Origin of the sequence: Staphylococcus condimenti (assembly GCF_001618885.1) — a bacterium.
Classification (GTDB): domain Bacteria; phylum Bacillota; class Bacilli; order Staphylococcales; family Staphylococcaceae; genus Staphylococcus; species Staphylococcus condimenti.
The window spans coordinates 2,011,867-2,033,753 of record NZ_CP015114.1; the positions used below are offsets into that span (position 1 = coordinate 2,011,867).

General features: G+C 31.3%; 15 protein-coding genes. 14 read left to right on the forward strand and 1 reads right to left on the reverse strand.

Features of this window, described 5'->3' with window-relative positions; translation table 11 throughout:
- Positions 1-160 precede the first annotated feature (160 nt).
- From dhaK to A4G25_RS09705, 14 genes are all read left to right on the forward strand, one after another.
- Entirely contained in the window at positions 161-1,126 is a 966-nt protein-coding gene (gene dhaK / locus A4G25_RS09640) for a dihydroxyacetone kinase subunit DhaK (RefSeq protein ID WP_047132554.1), read from the forward strand.
- Between the two features lie 19 nt (positions 1,127-1,145).
- Positions 1,146-1,724, forward strand: a complete 579-nt coding sequence (dhaL, locus tag A4G25_RS09645) for a dihydroxyacetone kinase subunit DhaL (protein ID WP_047132553.1) — start codon at positions 1,146-1,148, stop codon at positions 1,722-1,724.
- 2 nt (positions 1,725-1,726) lie between these two features.
- Positions 1,727-2,089: a dihydroxyacetone kinase phosphoryl donor subunit DhaM gene (gene dhaM, locus A4G25_RS09650; protein ID WP_047132552.1), complete on the forward strand. Its 363-nt coding sequence runs from the start codon at positions 1,727-1,729 to the stop codon at positions 2,087-2,089.
- A 326-nt stretch (positions 2,090-2,415) separates the two neighbouring features.
- Positions 2,416-3,279 (forward strand): UTP--glucose-1-phosphate uridylyltransferase GalU, encoded by an 864-nt coding sequence (galU, locus tag A4G25_RS09655; RefSeq protein ID WP_047132551.1) that lies wholly within the window; start codon positions 2,416-2,418, stop codon positions 3,277-3,279.
- Positions 3,280-3,317: 38 nt separating this feature from the next.
- Positions 3,318-5,699 carry a CDP-glycerol glycerophosphotransferase family protein gene (locus A4G25_RS09660; RefSeq protein ID WP_052766770.1) on the forward strand — a complete coding sequence of 794 codons (2,382 nt, stop codon included), beginning with the start codon at positions 3,318-3,320 and terminating at the stop codon, positions 5,697-5,699.
- Positions 5,692-7,956, forward strand: coding sequence for a glycosyltransferase (locus A4G25_RS09665; RefSeq protein WP_052766769.1), 2,265 nt, complete (start codon positions 5,692-5,694; stop codon positions 7,954-7,956). Before A4G25_RS09660 ends, A4G25_RS09665 begins: the two co-directional genes overlap by 8 nt.
- Positions 7,957-7,990: 34 nt before the next feature.
- On the forward strand, positions 7,991-9,496 hold the full coding sequence (locus tag A4G25_RS09670) for a glycosyltransferase (protein WP_047132550.1): 1,506 nt from the start codon (positions 7,991-7,993) through the stop codon (positions 9,494-9,496).
- Between the two features lie 258 nt (positions 9,497-9,754).
- On the forward strand, positions 9,755-11,254 hold the full coding sequence (locus tag A4G25_RS09675) for a glycosyltransferase (protein ID WP_047132549.1): 1,500 nt from the start codon (positions 9,755-9,757) through the stop codon (positions 11,252-11,254).
- A 106-nt stretch (positions 11,255-11,360) separates the two neighbouring features.
- A complete protein-coding gene (locus A4G25_RS12885; protein WP_075140892.1) occupies positions 11,361-13,532 on the forward strand; it encodes a bifunctional glycosyltransferase/CDP-glycerol:glycerophosphate glycerophosphotransferase in 2,172 nt (723 codons plus the stop codon).
- Between the two features lie 24 nt (positions 13,533-13,556).
- Complete coding sequence (tagD, locus tag A4G25_RS09685; protein ID WP_047132548.1) at positions 13,557-13,952, forward strand: glycerol-3-phosphate cytidylyltransferase; 396 nt, start codon at positions 13,557-13,559, stop codon at positions 13,950-13,952.
- A 363-nt stretch (positions 13,953-14,315) separates the two neighbouring features.
- A complete protein-coding gene (locus tag A4G25_RS09690; protein ID WP_047132547.1) occupies positions 14,316-15,650 on the forward strand; it encodes an APC family permease in 1,335 nt (444 codons plus the stop codon).
- Positions 15,651-15,808: 158 nt separating this feature from the next.
- Entirely contained in the window at positions 15,809-16,744 is a 936-nt protein-coding gene (locus tag A4G25_RS09695; protein WP_047132546.1) for a ketopantoate reductase family protein, read from the forward strand.
- A gap of 220 nt (positions 16,745-16,964) precedes the next feature.
- Positions 16,965-18,497 (forward strand): aldehyde dehydrogenase family protein, encoded by a 1,533-nt coding sequence (locus A4G25_RS09700; protein WP_047132545.1) that lies wholly within the window; start codon positions 16,965-16,967, stop codon positions 18,495-18,497.
- Between the two features lie 319 nt (positions 18,498-18,816).
- A complete protein-coding gene (locus A4G25_RS09705; RefSeq protein ID WP_047132544.1) occupies positions 18,817-20,313 on the forward strand; it encodes an aldehyde dehydrogenase family protein in 1,497 nt (498 codons plus the stop codon).
- An 87-nt stretch (positions 20,314-20,400) separates the two neighbouring features.
- On the opposite strand, the gene A4G25_RS09710 is transcribed toward A4G25_RS09705, so the two are convergent.
- Positions 20,401-21,885 carry a DUF6056 family protein gene (locus A4G25_RS09710; protein WP_047132543.1) on the reverse strand — a complete coding sequence of 495 codons (1,485 nt, stop codon included), beginning with the start codon at positions 21,883-21,885 and terminating at the stop codon, positions 20,401-20,403.
- Positions 21,886-21,887: the final 2 nt, after the last annotated feature.

The following is a 21,887-nucleotide window of genomic DNA, read 5'->3' on the forward strand; positions in this document are numbered from 1 at the left end:
GCTCTTATAACTATGAATATAATTTATCAAAAAGGAAATACAGTGTTTTCTTGGATATCACATGAATTAAGCGAACATAAAAGATATAATAATATTGTAAAGAATAACCAAGTAATATTTCAGCAGTATTCAAAATAACTCCATATAAAGGGTGAGAATAATGAAGAAATTGATACAAGAAAAGACGACGATATTATCAGATATGTTAGATGGTTTTGTGTTATCGAATCCAGAAAATGAAGTGATAGCAGATTCAGTAGTCGTGCGAAAAGAGAAAAAAGAAAAAGGTGTATCACTTGTTTCAGGCGGTGGAAGCGGACATGAACCAGCACATGCAGGTTATGTAGCACAAGGTATGCTTGATGCGGCAGTCTGCGGTGAAATTTTCACATCTCCTACACCTGATAAAATTCTTGAAGCCATTAAAGCAGTAGATACAGGAGACGGCGTGCTCTTAATTATTAAAAATTATGCTGGAGATGTCATGAATTTTGAAATGGCGCAAGAGATGGCAGAAATGGAAGATATAAAAGTTGCTAAAGTAATTGTGCGTGATGATATTGCTGTAGAAGATGAAGATATGCGACGCGGGGTTGCAGGTACTGTCTTTGTCCATAAATATGCAGGGTATTTAGCAGAGCAAGGGGATGACCTGGATACGATTGTAGAAAAGGTTGAACAATTACTAGAAGGAATGCGTACAATCGGTATGGCTTTAACTCCGCCGCTTGTTCCTTCTACAGGACAGTTGGGCTTTGATTTAGCAGGCGATGAAATTGAAGTCGGTATTGGTATACATGGTGAACGTGGTTTGAAACGTGAAGTGATTAAACCTGTAGCTAAAATCGCAGAAGAATTGGTACAGACTTTGCAAAAAGAAGTATCATCATCTGAAGTGATTGTTATGGTGAATGGTATGGGAGGCACGCCGCTTTCTGAGTTGAATATTGCAGCAAAATATATCAATAAAACATTAGCTGATCATGATATTGCTGTAGTACGCTGGTTTGTCGGTGACTATATGACTTCCTTAGATATGCAAGGATTTTCATTAACACTTGTGCCAAATCATGAAGAAGTTCTAAAGGCACTTGAAGCACCAACAGCAAGTAAGTATTTTGGATAGACACAAGGGGGATATTTTGATGGATGGCGCAACATTGAAAAAACGTTTGTTAAATTTACAGGAAACATTTGAGGAAAGAGAAGATACATTAACAGAATTAGACCGAGATATTGGTGATGGTGATCACGGTGTGAATATGGTACGCGGTTTTAAAGCGCTGAAAGCAGCATTGGAAAATGTTGAAACAGTACCGGATGTATTAAAAACAACAGGTATGACATTGATGTCTAAAGTAGGCGGTGCTTCAGGGCCATTGTATGGTTTCGGTTTTGTGAAGATGGCACAAGTTGCTGAAGATGAAATTACGGATGAAAATTTGCCGAAGCTGCTCCAAGCTTTTTCAGATGCAGTGGCACAACGCGGTAAAGTGGAGTTGAATGAAAAGACGATGTATGATGTCATCGAACCTGCGAGAGCTGCTGTCGAAGCGGGTGAAAGTGTTGATATTTCATATTTGCAGCAACTTGCTGATGAAACGTATCATATGGTCGCAACTAAAGGACGTGCTGCTTACTATAAAGAAGAGTCTCGCGGTCATACTGATCCAGGCGCACAAAGTAGTGTTTATATTTTGAATGCTTTGATAGGAGATGATTAAAGATGACGTCGATTATCGTAGTCAGTCATAGTGAAGAAATTGCATATGGTATACAAAAGTTGATTGCTCAAATGACTGAAGGTGTAGAAGTTATTGCGGTTGGCGGCAGTGATGGCACTATCGGTACTTCATTTGAACCGATTCAACAAGCGATTGAAGGTTTGAAAGATGACGCTATATGCTTTTATGATTTAGGTTCAGCAGAGATGAATTTAGATATGGCCATTGAAATGTATGATGGTGATTATAGAGTGGAAAAGATAGAAGCACCGATTGTGGAAGGCAGCTTTTTAGCGAGTGTTAATATATCGACTGGGAAAGACTATGGGGAAGTGGTTGAAGCGGTCGAAAGTGAATATAGATAAGAATAATATATTAAGAGAAACGTACTTACTTTTTAGTGAGTGCGTTTTTTAATTACAATCATTTAATATTATTTGCAATCAGCAATCAAATAGGTTTCGGATTTTTAATATAAAATATTATAAATTTTTCTATGTAATCGATTTACCTCGAGTAAGAAAGTAAATCTTTAATTTAAAAAGTTAATGTAGTATATTAATTATAAGGTTTTGACCATCTAGAAAACAAAACTTAATGTCTTTCCAAAAAGATGATAATTAAGAAATAACTAGAGGTGCTACAAATAAATCTAAAAACAACAGAATTACCATAACTTGGAGGGAACTACATGATAAAAAAAGCAATTATTCCTGCTGCAGGTTTAGGAACTAGATTTTTACCGGCAACTAAAGCTATGCCAAAAGAAATGTTACCAATATTAGACAAACCTACAATTCAATATATAGTAGAAGAAACATCAAAAGCAGGTATAGAAGATGTGATAATCATAACAGGGAAACATAAAAGAGCTATAGAAGATCATTTTGATAATCAAAAAGAATTAGAAATGAATCTTGAAATGAAAGGGAAAATTGAAGAATTAAGCAAGACGCAATACCCGACAAAATTAGTTAATTTATTTTATGTTCGACAAAAAGAGCAAAAAGGGCTGGGAGATGCAATTCTCTGTGCAAAACAGTTTATAGGTGATGAACCTTTTGCAGTTTTATTAGGTGATGATATTGTTCAATCTGACAAACCGGCTATAAAACAGTTGATGGAGCAATATGAAAAAACTGGAAAATCAGTAGTTGGTGTACAATCAGTGCCTGACAATCAAACTCATAGGTATGGAATCGTGAATCCAATGTCGAAAAACGATAGATTGTATGAAGTGAAACAATTTGTTGAAAAACCTGCTTTTGGAAAAGCACCATCAAATTTAGCAATAATGGGCCGTTACGTGCTATCTCCAAATATTTTTAAATATTTGGAAAATCAAGAAAGTGGAGCCGGAGGAGAAATTCAATTAACAGATGCAATAGAACGTATGAATAGTGTCGACAATGTATATGCTTATGAGTTCGACGGCCTGCGATATGATGTTGGAGAAAAAGTAGGTTTTATTAAAACAACAATTGATTTTGCATTAAATAACGAAGAAATGAAAGATGAAATCAAAGAATACATTAAAGAAATTATAGATAAATAAAAATTCGATTTTTCGAAAAGGGAAAGAAGTGAATATAATTGCCTCAAGAGAATATACTAAATGAAGCACAATTTGATCTTTTTCACCACTATGAAAATAAATATGAACATATTTTAGAAAACAATATAGGACAAAAAAGGATAGAAATTTACAATAATTATAAAGCCGAAGCAATAAAACCAAAAACAATTTTATATGAAACTTTTCACGGTAAGAGCTTAACGGATAACCCTTATGCTATATTTAAAAACTTAATCATAAATAAAAAATTTAGTGATTATCAACATATTTGGGTAATTAATGATGATGAACCATATGAGGAATATAAGAAAATCAAAAATGTTAAATTTGTAAGTGTGAATTCAAATGAATATTTATATTGTTTAGCAACTTCCAAATATCTAATAAATAACACGTCTTTTCCTCCATACTTTTTGAAAAGGAAGGAACAAGTGTATTTGAATACATGGCATGGGACACCATTAAAAACTTTAGGTAAAGACATGAAAGGACCTCTTGAACAACTAAAAAATCTTCAAAGAAATTTTATCCAAGCAGATTATATTTTATCTCCTAATAAGTTTACAACTGAAAAATTAACGAGTTCTCATAATCTAGTTGGTATTTATAATGGTGAAGTTTTAGAAACGGGATATCCTAGAATAGATTTGATAACTGAAACTAAAGAAAAAGAGATTTTAACTAAATTAGAAAATTATATTAAATTAGATAAAAATAAAAAAATTGCATTATATGCCCCTACATGGAGAGGAAATGTAGGTGAAGAAAAAGATATAAAAAAAGAAATTAAAGATATTATCAAAAATATGAAAGATAGCTTAGATGAAAGCTATCAATTAGTTTTGAAAGTACACCCGTTACTATATAAATTTTTTAAAAATGATAGTGAATTAGGAGATATTTTCATACCAGACTTTATAGATATGTGTGAAATTTTATCAATCGTTGACTTATTAATTACAGATTATTCAAGTGTTTTCTTTGATTTTTATGTTAAAAATAAACCTATTATTTTATATACGTATGATAAAGAAGATTATTTGAGAGAGCGCGGCACATATTTAGACTTTAATGAACTAGGCTGTCATATAGCCAATAATCAAAAAGAATTAAATCAATTGATTGGAGATCCGGACGCTTTAGAAGGATGCTCTATTAAAAAGTTCATTGAATGGCAAGATGGTTCTTCAACAGAAAAAGTTATTGATGTCTTATTTAATGGTAAGACAAATGTTAATTATGCTAAAAAAATTGATAATAAAAAAGAAAATATACTTGTTTTTATAGATGAATTTAATGATAAAGATATAGAAAATAAAATAGCATTTGTTAATAGTATGTCTAAAAAGGATAGCAATATTATTGTTTTGACGAAAAGCAATTTGAAATATGAAGAAGAAGAAGCACTGAAAAAACTTAAAAATATAAAATTGTTTTTTAGATTCGGAAAGTTAAATGTGAATAAAAAATTATGGATTGATTACATGCTTTCGATGAAACAAGAAAATCCACATTTATCTGAAAAAAATTTAGAACAAGTTTCATTAAACGAAATCAATAGATTGCTTGGATATATTGATATAAATAAGATATATAATTTGAGTAGCGATAAATTTTGGAAAAATATTCTTGGTAATTTCCCGATATTTAAAGAACTGAAGCATCAATATTTAAATAAGGATGATATTGAATTAATCAAAGAAGATGATTTTTTCTTTAACAAGATTGAAAATAAAAATTTTAATCATTTTATTTCATTTGAAGCTAGTGCATTAACTATCAGTAATGAGAATAAAGATATACAATTTATATATTATCAAGATAAAGAATGGACATCTAAAAACACAATAAAATCAAGAGATAATCGGTACTTCATCCCTATTTTAACAAATGCAATCAATGACCAATTTATAATGATTTATCAAAAGATTTTGGATGAAAGATTTATATTAGTAGATGCAGAAAACAAATCATTTAAAGATATTATGAATTTTTACGATGCATTAACGCAAGGGATTCTTTCTAGGGAAGAAAGAATAATTATAGTTAATGTAGACTATATTCATTTGGAAATGCTTAACCAAGAAATGAAAGAAAAAGATTTGGTTTTTCCTAAATTAAAAGAAAAAGCGGATTTTTATCAACTTATTCAAAAAGCAGAATATTATTTTGTTTTAGATGATTTAAAAAACGCATACAGCAAAATAGCCTATTTGACTGAAAATGGTATCAATGTAAAAGTGTGCGATGAAAGTTTTATCAATGAGAAAACAAAGCTAGGCATTGAATATATACCTAACTGGGAAGTTTTTTTACCATTTTTCAATAAATACGAGTTACCAAGTTCTAGAAACATCATAAAAGGATTGAATGAAAGAGTGGGGAAACTGGATGTCTAAGCTAAACACATTGAAGAAAATTTTACTTAAACAAAAACAAGAACTAGAAAAGCCTATAGTTAAATACAAACAAGAAGAAAACTTTAAAAATGCAGTTGATTTTGCTACTCTTTTTAATAATAAATCACTAAAGAAAAATCAAATTGTTGTAGCCATCAATTCTTTGCCGAATAACCAAGAGTTGGTTCTTATAAGAGAATTGCAACAAAAATATTCAAATAAGAAGGTTTACATTGCAATAAAAGATGACGTTGAAATAGGTGATGGATTTAAAGAATTAAATATTGTGAAATTTAGTGACAGTGCTTTTCTGAATTTATTAGCGACGAGTAAATATATTATTTCAAATACAATATTGCCAACCTTTTATATTAGAGATGATAGACAAATTTTGATACAGACCTCTGATTGTATTACTAAAGAATTTGATCAAGAATACCAATTCGACAGGGAAAAAATTCGTATTCAGCATTCATTATTCCAAGCATCGCATTTATTATTCAAAACAGAGAATGAAGTTGATAAATATCTCCCACTATTCAATCTTAAAGGTATATTTGAAGGTCATGTATATAGTGATGCTAATTTTTACATTAAACAAAAAAATAGCAAAATATATCAAAGTTTTATTTTGCTTAATAATATTTATTCAAATTCTCAAATTAGTAAGATACTAAGTAAGGCTGACGAGGCTTTGTCAGATTATTATATTGTAGCTCATCCTGAGGTGTATGAATATTATTCTGAAATAGAGGAATTGAAGTATCTTTTAGTATCACAAGATAATCCAAATGAAACTTTAAACTTTGATGAATCTATTATAATGTCCGATAAAGAAACAGATTTTATAGGAAAAGAAAATATCTATTATCATATAGATGAAGAAAATGAGCTATATTTTATGCAAACAGATAAACGTTTATTCCAACCGAACTTCGATATAATTTTTAACATTATAAATAAAAAAGAAGAAAATTTTTTTAAGGTAAGTAATGGGAAAATTAATATTATTATGTACTGTGGTGGATTCTTGCCCAATGGGATTACTTCATCTGCAATAAATTTATCACATTCTATAAATTATGATAAATATAATTTGATAATCGTTGAAAAAGGTCAAATAAATGATGTGATGAAATATAATATGGAAAGAATTAATACTAAGGCTAACCTAGTTTTCAGAATTGGACAAAGTAATACAACGTTTAACGAATACCGTAAAAATCAGTTTATTACACAAAGAAGGGGTTATAGAGAATTTCTAGGAAAAAGAGATTTTAAAAATTTTTCGAATAGGGAGCTTAAAAGGTTGTTAGGTAATATAAATTTAGATGTTGCAGTTGATTTTAGTGGGTATGTACCATTTTGGACATCTATATTTGCTTTTGCCGACATAAATAAAAAAGTTGTGTACCAACATAATGATTTATTAGCTGAAACACAAAAGAAGATACAAGGACAATATAAACATAAGTATATTCTGCCTAGAGTTTTTTCGTTGTATAAATTTTATGATAAAGTCCTTTCAGTTTCCGAACCTCTTAAAGAACTTAATGCAAAAAATTTGAAGAAATATGCAAATTATAATCAATTTGATTTTGTTAACAATATCATTAATTTTAATGATATATTGTCAAAATTAAGTAATAAGGATAGGGAACTTATTATATCTAATTCTGAAGAAGATATTTATCTTTTAAAGCAAATGAAAGATGTATCAATTGTAGAAATTGAAAATAAACAATATGAAGGAATTAAATTGGTAACAATTGGCCGATTATCACCGGAAAAAGATCATGAAAAATTATTTCGTGCTGTAAAAAAATTTAAAGATAAAAATCCAGGGATAAGTATCCAACTTGAAGTTTTAGGTTCTGGAGTATTATATTCTGAGCTGCAAGAACTTATTGTAGATTTAGGTTTGCAAAACAGTGTTTATTTACTAGGACAAGTAAACAATCCTTATCAATATTTAGAACGATGTGATTGTTTTGTTCTATCTTCAAATCATGAAGGGCAGCCTATGGTTTTATTAGAAGCACTTTCTATTGGGAAGCCTATTATTGCTACAGATATTACGGGTAACAGAAGTGTATTAGACGGTACAAATGGATTGCTTGTGGAAAACTCAACCAGTGGATTAGTGGAAGGATTAGAAAAATATGCACAAAACCTTGTCAAAGATAATCACGAGTTTAATATAAATGATTATAACAAAGCAGCAATTCAAATGTTTTACAGTAAAATCAGTAATTAATTATTTTTAAATAAATTTTTAGGGGAAGTATTTCATGAAAAAGTTAGTACCTATAGTTTTTTTACACAACATCAAGAAAGTCAACGGAGGATTGCATAGAGCTGCGTATCATCGTATAAACACACTAGCTAAGAAATATAAACGAGCTATTATATTTACTTATGGTTTTGATCCTGAATTTCAAGAACTATGTGAGTATCATAAAGAAGTTGGGAATATAGCGAGGAATGTTGAAATATACAATCTATATGAAAATAATAATATTGCTTCAACTATGAAGAAATATGAGAAAAACTCTTCTTTTACTTATTTTGCTGATAGTAAGCAAAAAAACACATATAGAGTATTTGATGAAAAAGGTAGATATAATTATTATTTAAGGTTGCATGAAGATGGAACGGTTAATTTTAAGGATATTTTTACTACACCTTGGAAACGGTATTTAAAAGAAATATATGGTAGCAATGGTGAAGTAAGAAAAGCAATATATATGGATGACAGAAATAAACCTTCATTTATAGTATTGAATTCAAATGAAGGAAAACCGATAGTATCCTCCTCATTGAATAAAGACAATTTTAAACCTGTAAATTACTTCTGTCATTTAAATGAGCGCCAATATTCCGATGAAGCGACTATGGGAGTAGACATCTTAAAAGAATTTATCAAAAATGTACCTAATCCAGTATTATTTATTGATAAAAGGGATCATGTGAAGCCGTTTAATAGGATAAAAGGGACTAATATAAAAAAGATTTATATACTTCATAATAATCATTTAGATGCACCATTTACAGATATTCAAAAGTTTTCTTCATCTGTTGACGATTTATTTGAAAGTATAGAAAAAAATAAAATAGATAAATTAGTTGTTTTGACTAAAGAACAACAAAATGATATTAATCAGATAAAACACATTGAGGACAGAATAAAAGTTATTTCTCATCATCAACCTAAGTTATTGAAGTTTATGGAAAAATTGCCAAAGAAAAAAAGTCCGTTAATTATTTCTTTAGCAAGATACCATAATGCTAAAAATTTACCTGAAGCTATTGAAATTGTAAAAGAAGTTGTAAAAAAAGTTCCTAATGTAAAATATGAAATATATGGTTATGGCCCTGATAAAGAAAAACTTCAAAACCAGATTAATGAATACGGGTTAGAAAAAAATATTTTTCTAAGAGGACATATAACAGATACAGTTGCTAAACTTAAAAAAGCTAAATTGTATTTATCTACTTCCAATTATGAAGGTTTTGGCTTATCTCTAACTGAATCTTTAGCTTGTGGTGTACCAGCTGTAACTTATAATACGAAATACGGCCCAGGCGAAATTGTAAGAGATGGTCAAGATGGCTTTGTAATTGATAAGTTGAGCAAAGATAGAATAAAAAAAACCGCTGAAAAAGTAATCCGAATATTACAGATGCCAGAGCATGAGTATGAAAAGATGCAAAAAAATGCATTAGAAATTACAAAACGCCAGCATGAAAAGAAAATAAATAAATTATGGTTAGAATTATTAGATGAATTAAACTAAACCGAAAAACAGTGTAAATTATTCATTTAATCAACATAAATATAGCTGGAGTAATGTAAAGTTACTTCAGCTTTTTATGCTTTAACGCAAGTACAGTTCCCTTAATAATATAAATGTTCTCAACGAAATGTTATAATTTTGTAAACGTGATAGACATAAATTACACAAATATAGTTTTGTTGTGTATGTTTACGTTAAATAATTACATAGATATAGAATAAAAAACTAAGATTTGTAATTATTAGAAGGGGATTAAATATGATATATACTATTACTTCTACATTACCGAAGGTTCATGGGGGAAGAACGAAATCGCTTTTAAAGCGTATAGATTTTATACAAGATAAATTGAAAATAAAACAAACGATTTTAACGACAAACTATGATCCCAATTATAGAAATGTTTATCAATCGTTTGAAGAAAGAAAGATATTGAAAAGTAGTATTCCAATCATAAATATTTACGAGTGGTTATCTGACTTTAATGTTTATAACATTCATAAAACAAAATTTAAAAAGCAAAAGATATATAAGCCTCAGCCAATTAGAATTTCTAATTATGTTGAAAAAGAAGATAAGAAACGTAACGCCATTAGATATTATGACAAAGATACTGGTAAATATCTTATGTATCGACAATTCTTTCCAGAGTCTAACATTATTAAATTTGAGGACTATTTTGTAGATGGTGTGAGACATAAAATTGAACGTCATGAATTTAATATGTACGGTTATTTGCATAGAATCAGCAACTTTTCTCGTAAAATGAATAAAAAAATAGAAGACCAATTTTATGATTTAGATGGTAATTTATATTGTCGAAGATTTTTTAATGCAGATGAAAACAATCGGATTAATTCGATTTTGATTTATAAACAAGGACGTGTGGAAAAAGGTTTCAGTAATGAAAAAGATTTATTTACTTACTTCTTTAACCATATTTTCAAAGATGGGGATACTGTTTTTGATGATGCAAGATTACTAGATAAAGCATTATTAAATTGTAATAAAAAGATAAAACCAATAATGGTTTTTCACAGCACCCATTTCAATGGAGATGAACTAAAAGGATCATATCGCACAGCCTTGCTTAATTCAGATAAAGTATTCAAATATATGGTACTTACAAATCATCAAAAAGAGGATATTCAAAGAAAACTAGATATTCCTGATGATAAGTTTGCAGTCATTCCGCATTTTATAGAAAAATCAAAAGCGAAAAGTGAGAAAAAAGATCGCTTTATTTATATGGGACGTTTTGCACCTGAAAAACAAATTCCACACATTATAGAAGCTTATAAAATTTTCAAAGATAAAGGCTATAATACAAAGTTGGTTTTATTTGGAGCGGGTATTGGAGAAGAACGTCAAGCTATTGAGAAGATGATTGAAGAATACCATCTTGAAAGCGATGTGACGATAGAAGCATTTACTGAAAATCCATTGAAGGAATTTAGAGAATCAAAAGCTTCTCTGTTAACAAGCAGAATTGAAGGATTTGGGCTCACTGTAATGGAAAGTATTAATGAAGGATGCCCAGCCATTGCTTATGATGTAAGATATGGTCCTAGAGAAATTATTGAAGATGGTAAAAATGGTTATATTGTGAAAGAGAATGACATACAAGGTATTGCTGACGCTATGGTTAATATTATTGAGCATCCTCTTAAGCATGTTAAAACTAAAAAAACATTAACAGAAAAAGAAGCTGTAAAAAACTTTAAACAATTATTTAAAGATATAGATACTTCAAATTAAATGATTATCACTTAAAAATGATACAAAAATTAATAAGGTTTAGCTTAGGTTGAACTGAATTCTTCATGAATGACATAAACGAGATAATTTCAGAGGAGATATGTTTATGAACGACTTAACTATTGTAATCACATATTACAACTCAGAAGAATATATTACAGAATGTATCAATAGTCTTAAAAAACAAAGAAATCAAAATTTTAATGTAGTTATTGTTAATGATGGATCTAAAGATGATTCAGAAGAGCTGCTATATGAAGCGCTAAAAAATTACGATAAAGAAATAGATATCGTTAATCTAGATAAAAATTATGGTCATGCATATGCAAGGAATATAGGAATTCAACATGTAGAAACGCCTTATTTTATGTTTTTAGATTCAGATGACCAACTTGCTTCTTATGCTGTTAATTTTTATTTAAAGAAACTTAATGGATTAGATGGGTTGATAGGTCCTATTTATAAATTCACGCTGAAACAACCCCAATATGTAGATCGAAACAAAGTGAGAGTTGAATATCTCAATGGAAAAAGTAACCCTAATTCATTTTTAAGAAAAAACACAGCATGTAATATAATTTTCAAAACAAGTATAGTAAATGCGCATCACATTAAATTCGATGAAACATTGAAAACATACATCGATCGTTCATTTTTAATAGATTACGTTCGTTACGTTAATCGATTTGTGCGTATTTTCAACTTCCCGTTTTATTACAGAGGAGAAGTATATCATCCGTTTGAAACTGAAACATTATCAGAACAAGACTTTGATGTTTTGTTTGAGGAATATGTTGAAAGCTATTTGAAGCAAGTAGCACAAACTGATAATAAAAAAATTCGGGATTTTTTAGATCATAAAATGTTAGCTAAAATCAAAAGAGATTTCGACCCGGAACGCCGTGATATCAAACAAAGATACAGCAGACATGAACAAACATTAAGAAAACTAGCACATCATTTGAAAAGACCATTATTAAAAGAAGGATACGGATTATTTAAAGCAGAGATGGGTCTTTTAATGTTAGATAAGCCAAAAGCAGCTTTCTCATTGAATAAAGGACGCGCAGCTTTGAGGCACGCAAAAAATATCGTGACTAATTCAAAAAATAAAAATAGATCTATGTATAAACTTAAGGATAAACCTGAGAATGTTTCAAATACTACAATCCTTTTTGAAACATTCGGAGGTAAGAATTATAGTGACAGTCCTAAATATATTTATGAATATATGATCAAAAGATATCCAGAATATAATTATATTTGGGTTTTTAAAAATCCTGATGAAAATATAATTCCTGGAAATGCAAAAAAGGTTGAAAAAGGTTCTAAAGCATACTATGAAGCATATTCAGATGCGCACTATTGGGTTACCAATGCACGAACGCCTTTATATTTGAGTAAAAAGGATAATCAAACATATATTCAAACATGGCATGGTACACCTCTAAAAAGATTAGCTAATGATATGAAAGTTGTTAGAATGCCTGGTACTACTACTCCAACTTATAAACGTAACTTTCATGAAGAGACATCAAGATGGGGTTATCTGATTTCTCCAAACCGTTATTCTACAGAAATATTTGAATCGGCATTTTGGATGGATAGAGAACGTATTTTAGAAGTTGGCTATCCAAGGAATGATATTTTAGTTAACCGAGCTGATGATAATGAATTTAAAAATCATATTCGAGAAATGCTTAATATTCCAAATGATAAAAAAGTTATCCTGTACGCACCTACTTGGAGAGATGATGAATTTATCAAAAAAGGGCAATACCTATTTGATTTGCGTATCAATTTAGAAAACATGCAGAAAGAATTAGGTGATGAATATGTTATTTTATTACGTATGCATTATTTAATTGCTAATGCACTTAACCTTGAAGGATATGAAGATTTTGCGATAGATGTATCAAATTATGATGACATTTCCGAGCTTTACTTAATATCCGATACATTAATTACAGATTATTCTTCTGTGATGTTTGATTTCGGTATTTTAAAACGTCCGCAATTCTTCTTTGCTTATGATATTGATAAGTATGACAAAGGCTTGCGTGGATTTTATATGAATTACAAAAATGATTTGCCTGGTCCGATTTATACGGATCCCTTTGAATTAGCAGGTGGATTAAAACAAATTGATCAAGTCAGCAATGAATACAAATCTAATATTAATGAGTTTTACGACCGTTTTTGCTCTATTGAAAACGGTAAAGCTTCTGAATATATAGGAGAATTGATTCATCAAGATGTTGAAAGTAAAAAAAATTAATGAAATGAAAGTGAGATTGCAATAATGAAAAGAGTTATTACTTACGGAACTTATGATTTACTACATTATGGACATATTGAACTCCTTCGCAGAGCAAGAGAAATGGGAGATTATTTGATAGTTGCTTTGTCCAGTGACGAATTTAATAAAATTAAAAACAAGAAATCTTATTATAGTTATGAACAACGTAAAATGATGTTAGAATCTATTCGCTACGTTGATTTAGTTATCCCCGAAAATGATTGGGGACAAAAAACAAAAGATGTCGATAGATATGAAGTAGATACTTTTGTTATGGGACATGATTGGGAAGGTGAATTTGATTTTCTTAAAGATCAATGTGAAGTCATCTATCTTAAACGTACAGAAGGCATCTCTACTACTCAAATTAAAAAAGAATTATATGGTAATGAAAAATAAAAACTATTTAAGTACACTCAGTTGTTTTAATATGAGTGTACTTTTTCTTTAGAAGCTTTACACAATCTTTGTTGCTCATTACACTGCTGTGCGTTAAACTGTATAAGAATGCTAAGATTCAGAGAATTTTAGGGGTAAAAGTAACTGAGAGAAAAAGAATGTTATTTTTCAGTATTGCAGTGAATTTATTGGGGTTAGTTTAATGAAAAGCGACTGTGGATCCGCAATTTATAAAATCGATACAAACGTATATCGAAATTTTATGAATTGCAGTCTCAGTCTTTTTATTTTGCTGAAAACTGAATAATACTGTCAGATCTCTCTAGTTGCTTATCTTGTATAAGTGAATGGAGGATAGATAGAATGAGTAATCAAAATGAGTTGAAACGTAATCTCGGATTCTTCTCAGCCATTTCCATTGTAATGGGAACGGTCATTGGAGCAGGTGTTTTCTTCAAAGTATCCAGTGTAGTTGAAGTTACCGGCTCTACAAGTATGGCGATGTTTGTTTGGTTATTAGGCGGACTTGTTACTATCTGTGCTGGATTGACTGCAGCTGAACTTGCAGCAGCAATCCCTGAAACAGGTGGTTTAATCACATATATTGAATATACTTATGGTAGCTTTTGGGGTTACCTTTCAGGTTGGGCACAAGCATTTATTTACTTCCCAGCCAATATTGCTGCTTTAGCAATTGTATTTGCTACGCAGTTAATTAATTTGTTCCATCTGAAAGCAGGATGGATTGTTCCAATTGCAATATTAACAGCACTCTCTATTTATTTTATTAACTGCTTAGGATCTAAAGCAGGCGGTATGTTGCAATCAATCACATTGGTTATCAAACTGATTCCCATTATTTTGATTGTAGTTGTCGGTTTATTCCAAGACAGTAATGTGGATTTCTCATTGCTTCCACTTCAAGCAGGGGAAAATCATGGTTTCTTTACTGCATTAGGTGCAGGATTGCTTGCGACAATGTTCGCATATGATGGTTGGATGCATGTTGGTACAATCGCAGGAGAATTAAAAAATCCTAAACGAGACTTACCAGGAGCAATTACAATTGGTTTAGGTGCTGTCATGGTTGTTTATTTACTAATCAACGCTGCATTCTTAATGACATTACCAATTTCAGAAATCAGCGGTAATTTAAATGCAGCAAGTGAAGCTTCAGTTAGAATCTTCGGAGATGGCGGAGGTAAAATTGTTACAATCGGCATCATGGTATCAGTATATGGTGCATTAAATGGTTATTTAATGACAGGTATGCGTGTACCATATGCAATGGCGGAACGTAACCGTTTGCCATTCCGTAAATTCTTCTTAAAACTAACACCAGGACAAGCGCCATGGGCAGCTGGTTTGGTACAACAAATTATTGCTTACGTTATGATGTCATTAGGTGCGTTCGATACAATAACAAATATGTTAGTATTTGTGATTTGGACATTCTACTCAATGTCATTCTTAGCCGTCATGATTTTACGTAAAAGAGAACCGGATATGGAACGTCCTTATAAAGTACCTTTATATCCGATTATTCCACTTATTGCTTTGATTGCAGGTGTTTTCGTATTAATTAATACACTGTTTACGCAAACATTACTTGCAGTGATAGGTATCATTATTACGTTATTAGGTATTCCAATTTATTATTACAAAAAGAAACAAGAAGAACGTGAAGGTGTAAAATAAATCTTATAGAGTCGGAAAACATCCGACTCTTTTTCAAAAGTACAATTATCTAAAAATTCTAAATTCATTCTAGACCTCAAACAAGTTTCTAGCGTACAATAATAAATATATACTGGTATGATACAAACCGAAATTTCTTTATAAGGAGCCAGATACATATGAAAATAGCAGTAGCAGGTGCTGGAGCCATGGGTGGCCGTGTCGGTACACAAATACAACAAGCAGGATATGACGTAACATTTATTGATTACTGGAAAGAACATGTTCAAGCTGTAAAAGAAAAGGGATTTGAAATTCAAACCGAAACAGAAACTTATAATGTCACTGCGACAATGATTTACCCAAGTGATGTAACAGAGCCGTATGATTTAGTCATCATTTTAACAAAAGCAATGCGTTCAGAAGAAATGCTTCGTGATTTGAAGCAGTATGGCGCTATCAATGAAAACACTTCTGTTTTAACGTTGATGAATGGATTAGGTCATGATGAACGTTTTGTTAAAATTATTCCAGAGGAACAAGTATATTTAGCAGTTACAGTATGGACAGCAGGACTCAGAGGCCCAGGACAATTGTTGTTAGAGGGAACAGGTGCAATTGAATTTCAACGTGTAGACGGCAAAGTTACAGAAAGAACTTATGAGATTCAAAAGGTGTTTGAAGAAGCTGGATTAAATGCCACAATCAGCGATAATGTAATGGTTTCTGTGTGGAATAAAGCAGCATTGAACAGTGTTATCAATCCTTTATGTACAATTTTAGATAAAACAATTGCAGAATTTGCTGAATATGATCAAGCGCATGAAATGATTGTTCCGATAATAGAAGAAATTGTAGATGTCGGCACAGCAAGAGGTGTGGATTTGAATTTCGATACAATTGTGAATAAGATTGAAAATACGTATCCGATAGAAGCACAAGGTTTACATCATCCTTCAATGCATCAAGATTTATATTCTGGTCGTTTAACTGAAGTGGATTATTTAAATGGTCAAATCGAAGCTTATGGCAAGGCGTTAAAAATACCTACGCCAAATAACACAATGCTAAAACATTTAGTCCATCATTTGGAATTAAAATTTGTACAAGAATAATATGATAGATGGTTAAGCTCCGTTTAAATCGGAGCTTTTTAGATAAATAATTCACAAGCACATTAAATGACGTAATTATAATGATGTGTGATAATAATAATCAGAAATGTAAACGTTTTACTTTTGACAGCTTTAAAAAAGAAATTAGTAGTTGAGAGGCTACAACAGTTTGATGAGCCTCTCTAATATAAATCAAAAGCTTAAAGGAGGAAATTGAAGCATGAGTGTAAATGCAAGAGATTATATCCAAGATAATTATGATTTATTTATTAATGGTGAGTTTGTACCAAGTGAATCTGGTGAAACACTTGAAGTTACAAACCCTGCAAATGGTGAGGTATTAACAAAAGTTGCTAAAGCAGGAGAAAAAGATGTAGATAAAGCAGTTAAAGCTGCACAAACTGCATTTAACAGCTGGGGTAAAACGCCGAAAGAAGAACGTGTGAAGTTACTTCGTGAAATCGGCGACAAAATATTAGAACAAAAAGATCGTATTGCAATGATTGAAACATTGAATAATGGTAAACCTATTCGCGAAACTTCAACTATTGATGTTCCGCTTGCTGCACGTCATTTCCAATACTTTGCAAGTGTAATTGATACAGATGAAGGTACAGTCAATGATATGAGCGAAGATGTTATGAGTATCATTCGTCATGAGCCTATCGGTGTTGTAGGAGCAGTAGTTGCTTGGAACTTCCCACTATTATTAGCAGCTTGGAAATTAGCACCTGCTTTAGCTGCTGGTAATACAATCGTCATCCAACCTTCATCTTCTACGCCGTTATCATTAATTGAATTAGCTAAAATTTTCCAAGAAGTATTGCCAGATGGTGTTGTGAATATCCTAACTGGTAAAGGTTCTGAATCAGGTAATGCTATTTTCAATCATGATGGTGTAGATAAATTATCATTCACAGGATCTACTGATGTAGGTTATCAAGTTGCAGAAGCTGCAGCTAAACGCATTGTACCTGCTACTTTAGAACTTGGCGGTAAATCAGCCAATATTATTTTAGACGACGCTAACTTAGATGTGGCTGTTGAAGGTATTCAATTAGGTATCTTATTCAATCAAGGTGAAGTCTGCAGTGCAGGTTCAAGATTATTAGTACAAGAGGATATCTATGATGAATTAATGAAACGTTTGAAAGATGTATTTAGTCATCTTAAAGTTGGAGACCCAACAGATGAAAATGTTCAAATGGGTTCTCAAACAGGCGAAGCACAAATGGAAAAAATCCAAGGCTATTTAGACTTTGCTAAAGATTCAGGTGCTGAAATTCTAACTGGAGGACATCGCATTACAGATGGCGAATTAAGCAAAGGATACTTCTTCCAACCTACAATTATTGCTGTAGATAACAACGATAATAAACTAGCTCAAGAAGAAATTTTCGGACCTGTATTAACAGTTATCAAAGTCAGAGACGATGATGAAGCAATCCGTATTGCTAATGATTCTGAATACGGTTTAGCTGGTGGTGTATTCTCTCAAAATATTAACCGCGCTTTAAATATTGCACGTGCAATCAGAACTGGACGAGTTTGGATCAACACTTATAACCAAGTGCCAGAAGGTGCACCGTTCGGCGGTTATAAAAAATCAGGTATCGGCAGAGAAACTTATAAAGGTGCTTTAAGAAACTATCAACAAGTTAAAAATATCTTTATTGATACTAGCAATAAACCAAAAGGATTATATGAATCAGGACAAAGTGATGTTCTAGATCATGATGATCATAAATTTTAATTTTTGAATAAATGAAAATCCGCTCTCTCAAGTTAGATTTGAGTTAAAGCGGGTTTTTTTATAAGTTTTATGTAAAATTATATTGTGTGTAAACTTTAAATTAATTAAATATAAAAAATGTGATTTGTAATGTTTTAGACAATTCTCTTTGGTATATAGTACTTTTGAACACGTTATAGAAAAACTACTATCGTGTATATACAAATTGATTTTGTAGAAGGAGAATTTCAGTCTCGACAGCATATTTAAAAATTGATTAGTGTATTCGACAGCTATCTTTCTATATATAAATCAAAAACTTAAAGGAGGAAATTGAAGCATGAGTGTAAATGCAAGAGATTATATCCAAGATAGTTATGATTTATTTATTAATGGTGAGTTTGTACCGAGTGAATCAGGAGAAACATTAGAAGTAACAAATCCATCAAACGGAGAGGTATTAACAAAAATAGCAAGAGCAACTGAAAAAGATGTAGATAAAGCAGTTGAAGCAGTACAGACAGCTTTTGAAAGTTGGAGTAAAACACCGAAAGAAGAACGCGTACGTATGTTGCGTGAAATTGGCGATAAATTATTAGAACGTAAAGATCATTTTGCAATGGTAGAAACATTAGACAATGGTAAGCCAATTCGTGAAACTTCAACAACTGATATTCCGCTTGCAGCACGTCATTATCAATACTTTGCAAGCGTAATTGATACAGATGAAGGTACTGTGAATGATATGAGTGAGGATATCATGAGTATCATCCGTCACGAAGCAGTAGGGGTTGTAGGTGCAGTAGTTGCTTGGAACTTCCCAATGTTATTAGCTACTTGGAAAGTTGCACCGGCTTTAGCTGCTGGTGATACAGTTGTACTTCAACCATCATCATCAACACCATTAAGTATGATTGAAATGGCTAAAATTTTCCAAGAAGTATTACGAGATGGCGTGGTAAACGTTGTTACAGGTAAAGGTTCTGAATCAGGTAATGCTATTTTCAATCATGAAGGTGTAGATAAATTATCATTCACTGGTTCTACTGATGTAGGTTACAAAGTTGCAGAAGCTGCAGCCAAACGCATTGTACCTGCTACTTTAGAACTTGGTGGTAAATCAGCGAATATTATTTTAGACGATGCTAACTTAGATCTAGCTGTAGAAGGTATTCAAATGGGTATCTTATTCAACCAAGGTGAAGTCTGCAGTGCAGGATCAAGATTAGTTGTTCAAGAAGATATTTATGATGAACTGATTTCACGTCTGAAAAATGCATTTGAAAGTGTTAAAGTTGGAGATCCTACAGATGAAAATACCCAAATGGGTTCTCAAACAGGACAAGCACAAATTGATAAAATTCAAAGTTATGTAGATTATGCTAAAGAATCAGGCGCTGAAATTTTAACAGGTGGCCATCGTCTTACTGAAGGCGATTTAGGTAAAGGTCATTTCTTTGAACCTACACTTATTGCTGTTGATAGTAGTGATGACAAATTGGCACAAGAAGAAATTTTCGGCCCTGTATTAACAATCATTAAAGTCAAAGATGATGATGAAGCTATTAAAGTTGCTAACAACTCTGATTATGGTTTAGCTGGTGGTGTATTCACAGAAAATATCAACCGTGCATTAACTATTGCTCGTGCAGTGAGAACTGGACGTATGTGGGTCAACACTTATGACCAAGTACCAGAAGGTGCACCATTCGGCGGTTATAAAAAATCAGGTATCGGCAGAGAAACTTATAAAGGCGCTTTAAGAAACTATCAACAAGTTAAAAATATCTTTATTGATACTAGCAACCAAACAAAAGGATTATATGATACAAAATAATCTTTTGATTGCTGATAATCAGATATAAAGAAGTATAAATTAAGACCCGCTTTTTCTCAGATTGATTCGTGAAAGAGCGGGTCGTTTTTATTGTTGTGGTTTAATTTTAACCTCTGTTTCTTTTGGCACTTTGTGCACTTCTTTATAAGCAGGGACCATCCAATCATTTTCTTGGAAGTTGATGATTTTATGAAATTCTTCAAATGGAACTTTCTGCAAAGTCACGCTTTTTGGGAAATGCTTCATATTCAATAACTTTTCTGAACGGCTATAATCGATATATTTATTTACAGATATCGGCGCAATATAACTTAGTATGAGCGTAGACATCACTACTGTGGCCAAGTAATTATTCCATCTAGGATTCCATCTAAAACGGACATTCTTCATTATATATTTAATCAATTCTAGGAGAATTAAAATGATAAAAATATGGCTCGCGAATGTACAACGAGCGCTAAAAGGTGTAATTACTAAGAACGGTAAAGTTAAAAAAATTGCACTTCCATAATATAAAAATATACGTTGACTAAGGCGTGACCATTCTAAATTCTGCCATATAAAAATAGGAAAGGTAGTAATTAATACAAAGAACAAGGTGCCTGAAATCATTATTAATGCTTCATTAAAAATAACACGGTTTAAATTAGTGCGGTTAATCATTGTAAATAATAAACTTACGAACACGACACTGACAAAAATTAAATTAATATAGAGCGCTTTTCCTTTATGAACATACATAATGATGCTCACAACAACTAATAGAAGAGCAAGTAATAATGTATTTGTAGTAAAAAAATAAGGCGTGATGTTATAAAGATATAGGTGATTAATACTGTCTAATATACTTGTATGCTTTTCTACACTTCGGTAAGGATCTTTTCCAGCAGTGACTTGTCGGTATGCCGAATTTGAAAACATAATACTTGCCCCAATACAATGTGCGATTAAGAAATTGAAATAAACTAACTTTATTTTCCTTCTTTTGTAGAAATAAAAAATATTCGCACATAATGCAAGTATGATTAAATACAGTGTTACATGTTCCACTAATAAAGTTGTGGTGATACCTATAACAAAATACCATGCTTGTTGTAGTGGATGAAACCCATTTCTGTTATATTGTTCGAAATAAACTTTAAGTATATATAACAGAAGTGAAGCGGATGTAACGTAGTTTACATAACCAGCAACCCAGCCAAAAGTTTCAGCAAACAAAGGTATAGGCAACATCATAACGATTAATAAAATCAATATGTAAGAGATACTTTTCGTATTTCTGAAAGTCAATTGACGTAACATTATGATTAATAAGCTAGAAAAAATTGTCATTATCAAAATTTGGGCAATAGAAGATCGAACAGCAGCAAGTTCTAATAAGTTGCTGAGATAACGACCATTATAATCATGGAACCAATGATGCATTCGATTAATACCTACTTTTGATTTCCATGCATAGTCATCTAATGAAAGTGGGATAATAGCACTTAGTATGGCAAAAAATAAAATAATAGTATAAAGTCCGAAATTTTTTAAAATAGATTTCGAAGAAAGTAAAGTTGAAATTTTCATGT

Bases quoted from the DNA above. Each gene is read 5' to 3' on its own strand.
- dhaK (WP_047132554.1), top strand. From the start codon at position 161: ATGAAGAAATTGATACAAGAAAAGACGACGATATTATCAGATATGTTA.
- A4G25_RS09700 (WP_047132545.1), top strand. From the start codon at position 16,965: ATGAGTGTAAATGCAAGAGATTATATCCAAGATAATTATGATTTATTT.
- galU (WP_047132551.1), top strand. From the start codon at position 2,416: ATGATAAAAAAAGCAATTATTCCTGCTGCAGGTTTAGGAACTAGATTT.
- A4G25_RS09710 (WP_047132543.1), bottom strand. From the start codon at position 21,885: ATGAAAATTTCAACTTTACTTTCTTCGAAATCTATTTTAAAAAATTTC.
- dhaL (WP_047132553.1), top strand. From the start codon at position 1,146: ATGGATGGCGCAACATTGAAAAAACGTTTGTTAAATTTACAGGAAACA.
- A4G25_RS09695 (WP_047132546.1), top strand. From the start codon at position 15,809: ATGAAAATAGCAGTAGCAGGTGCTGGAGCCATGGGTGGCCGTGTCGGT.
- A4G25_RS09705 (WP_047132544.1), top strand. From the start codon at position 18,817: ATGAGTGTAAATGCAAGAGATTATATCCAAGATAGTTATGATTTATTT.
- A4G25_RS12885 (WP_075140892.1), top strand. From the start codon at position 11,361: ATGAACGACTTAACTATTGTAATCACATATTACAACTCAGAAGAATAT.
- dhaM (WP_047132552.1), top strand. From the start codon at position 1,727: ATGACGTCGATTATCGTAGTCAGTCATAGTGAAGAAATTGCATATGGT.
- A4G25_RS09665 (WP_052766769.1), top strand. From the start codon at position 5,692: ATGTCTAAGCTAAACACATTGAAGAAAATTTTACTTAAACAAAAACAA.
- A4G25_RS09690 (WP_047132547.1), top strand. From the start codon at position 14,316: ATGAGTAATCAAAATGAGTTGAAACGTAATCTCGGATTCTTCTCAGCC.
- A4G25_RS09675 (WP_047132549.1), top strand. From the start codon at position 9,755: ATGATATATACTATTACTTCTACATTACCGAAGGTTCATGGGGGAAGA.
- tagD (WP_047132548.1), top strand. From the start codon at position 13,557: ATGAAAAGAGTTATTACTTACGGAACTTATGATTTACTACATTATGGA.
- A4G25_RS09670 (WP_047132550.1), top strand. From the start codon at position 7,991: ATGAAAAAGTTAGTACCTATAGTTTTTTTACACAACATCAAGAAAGTC.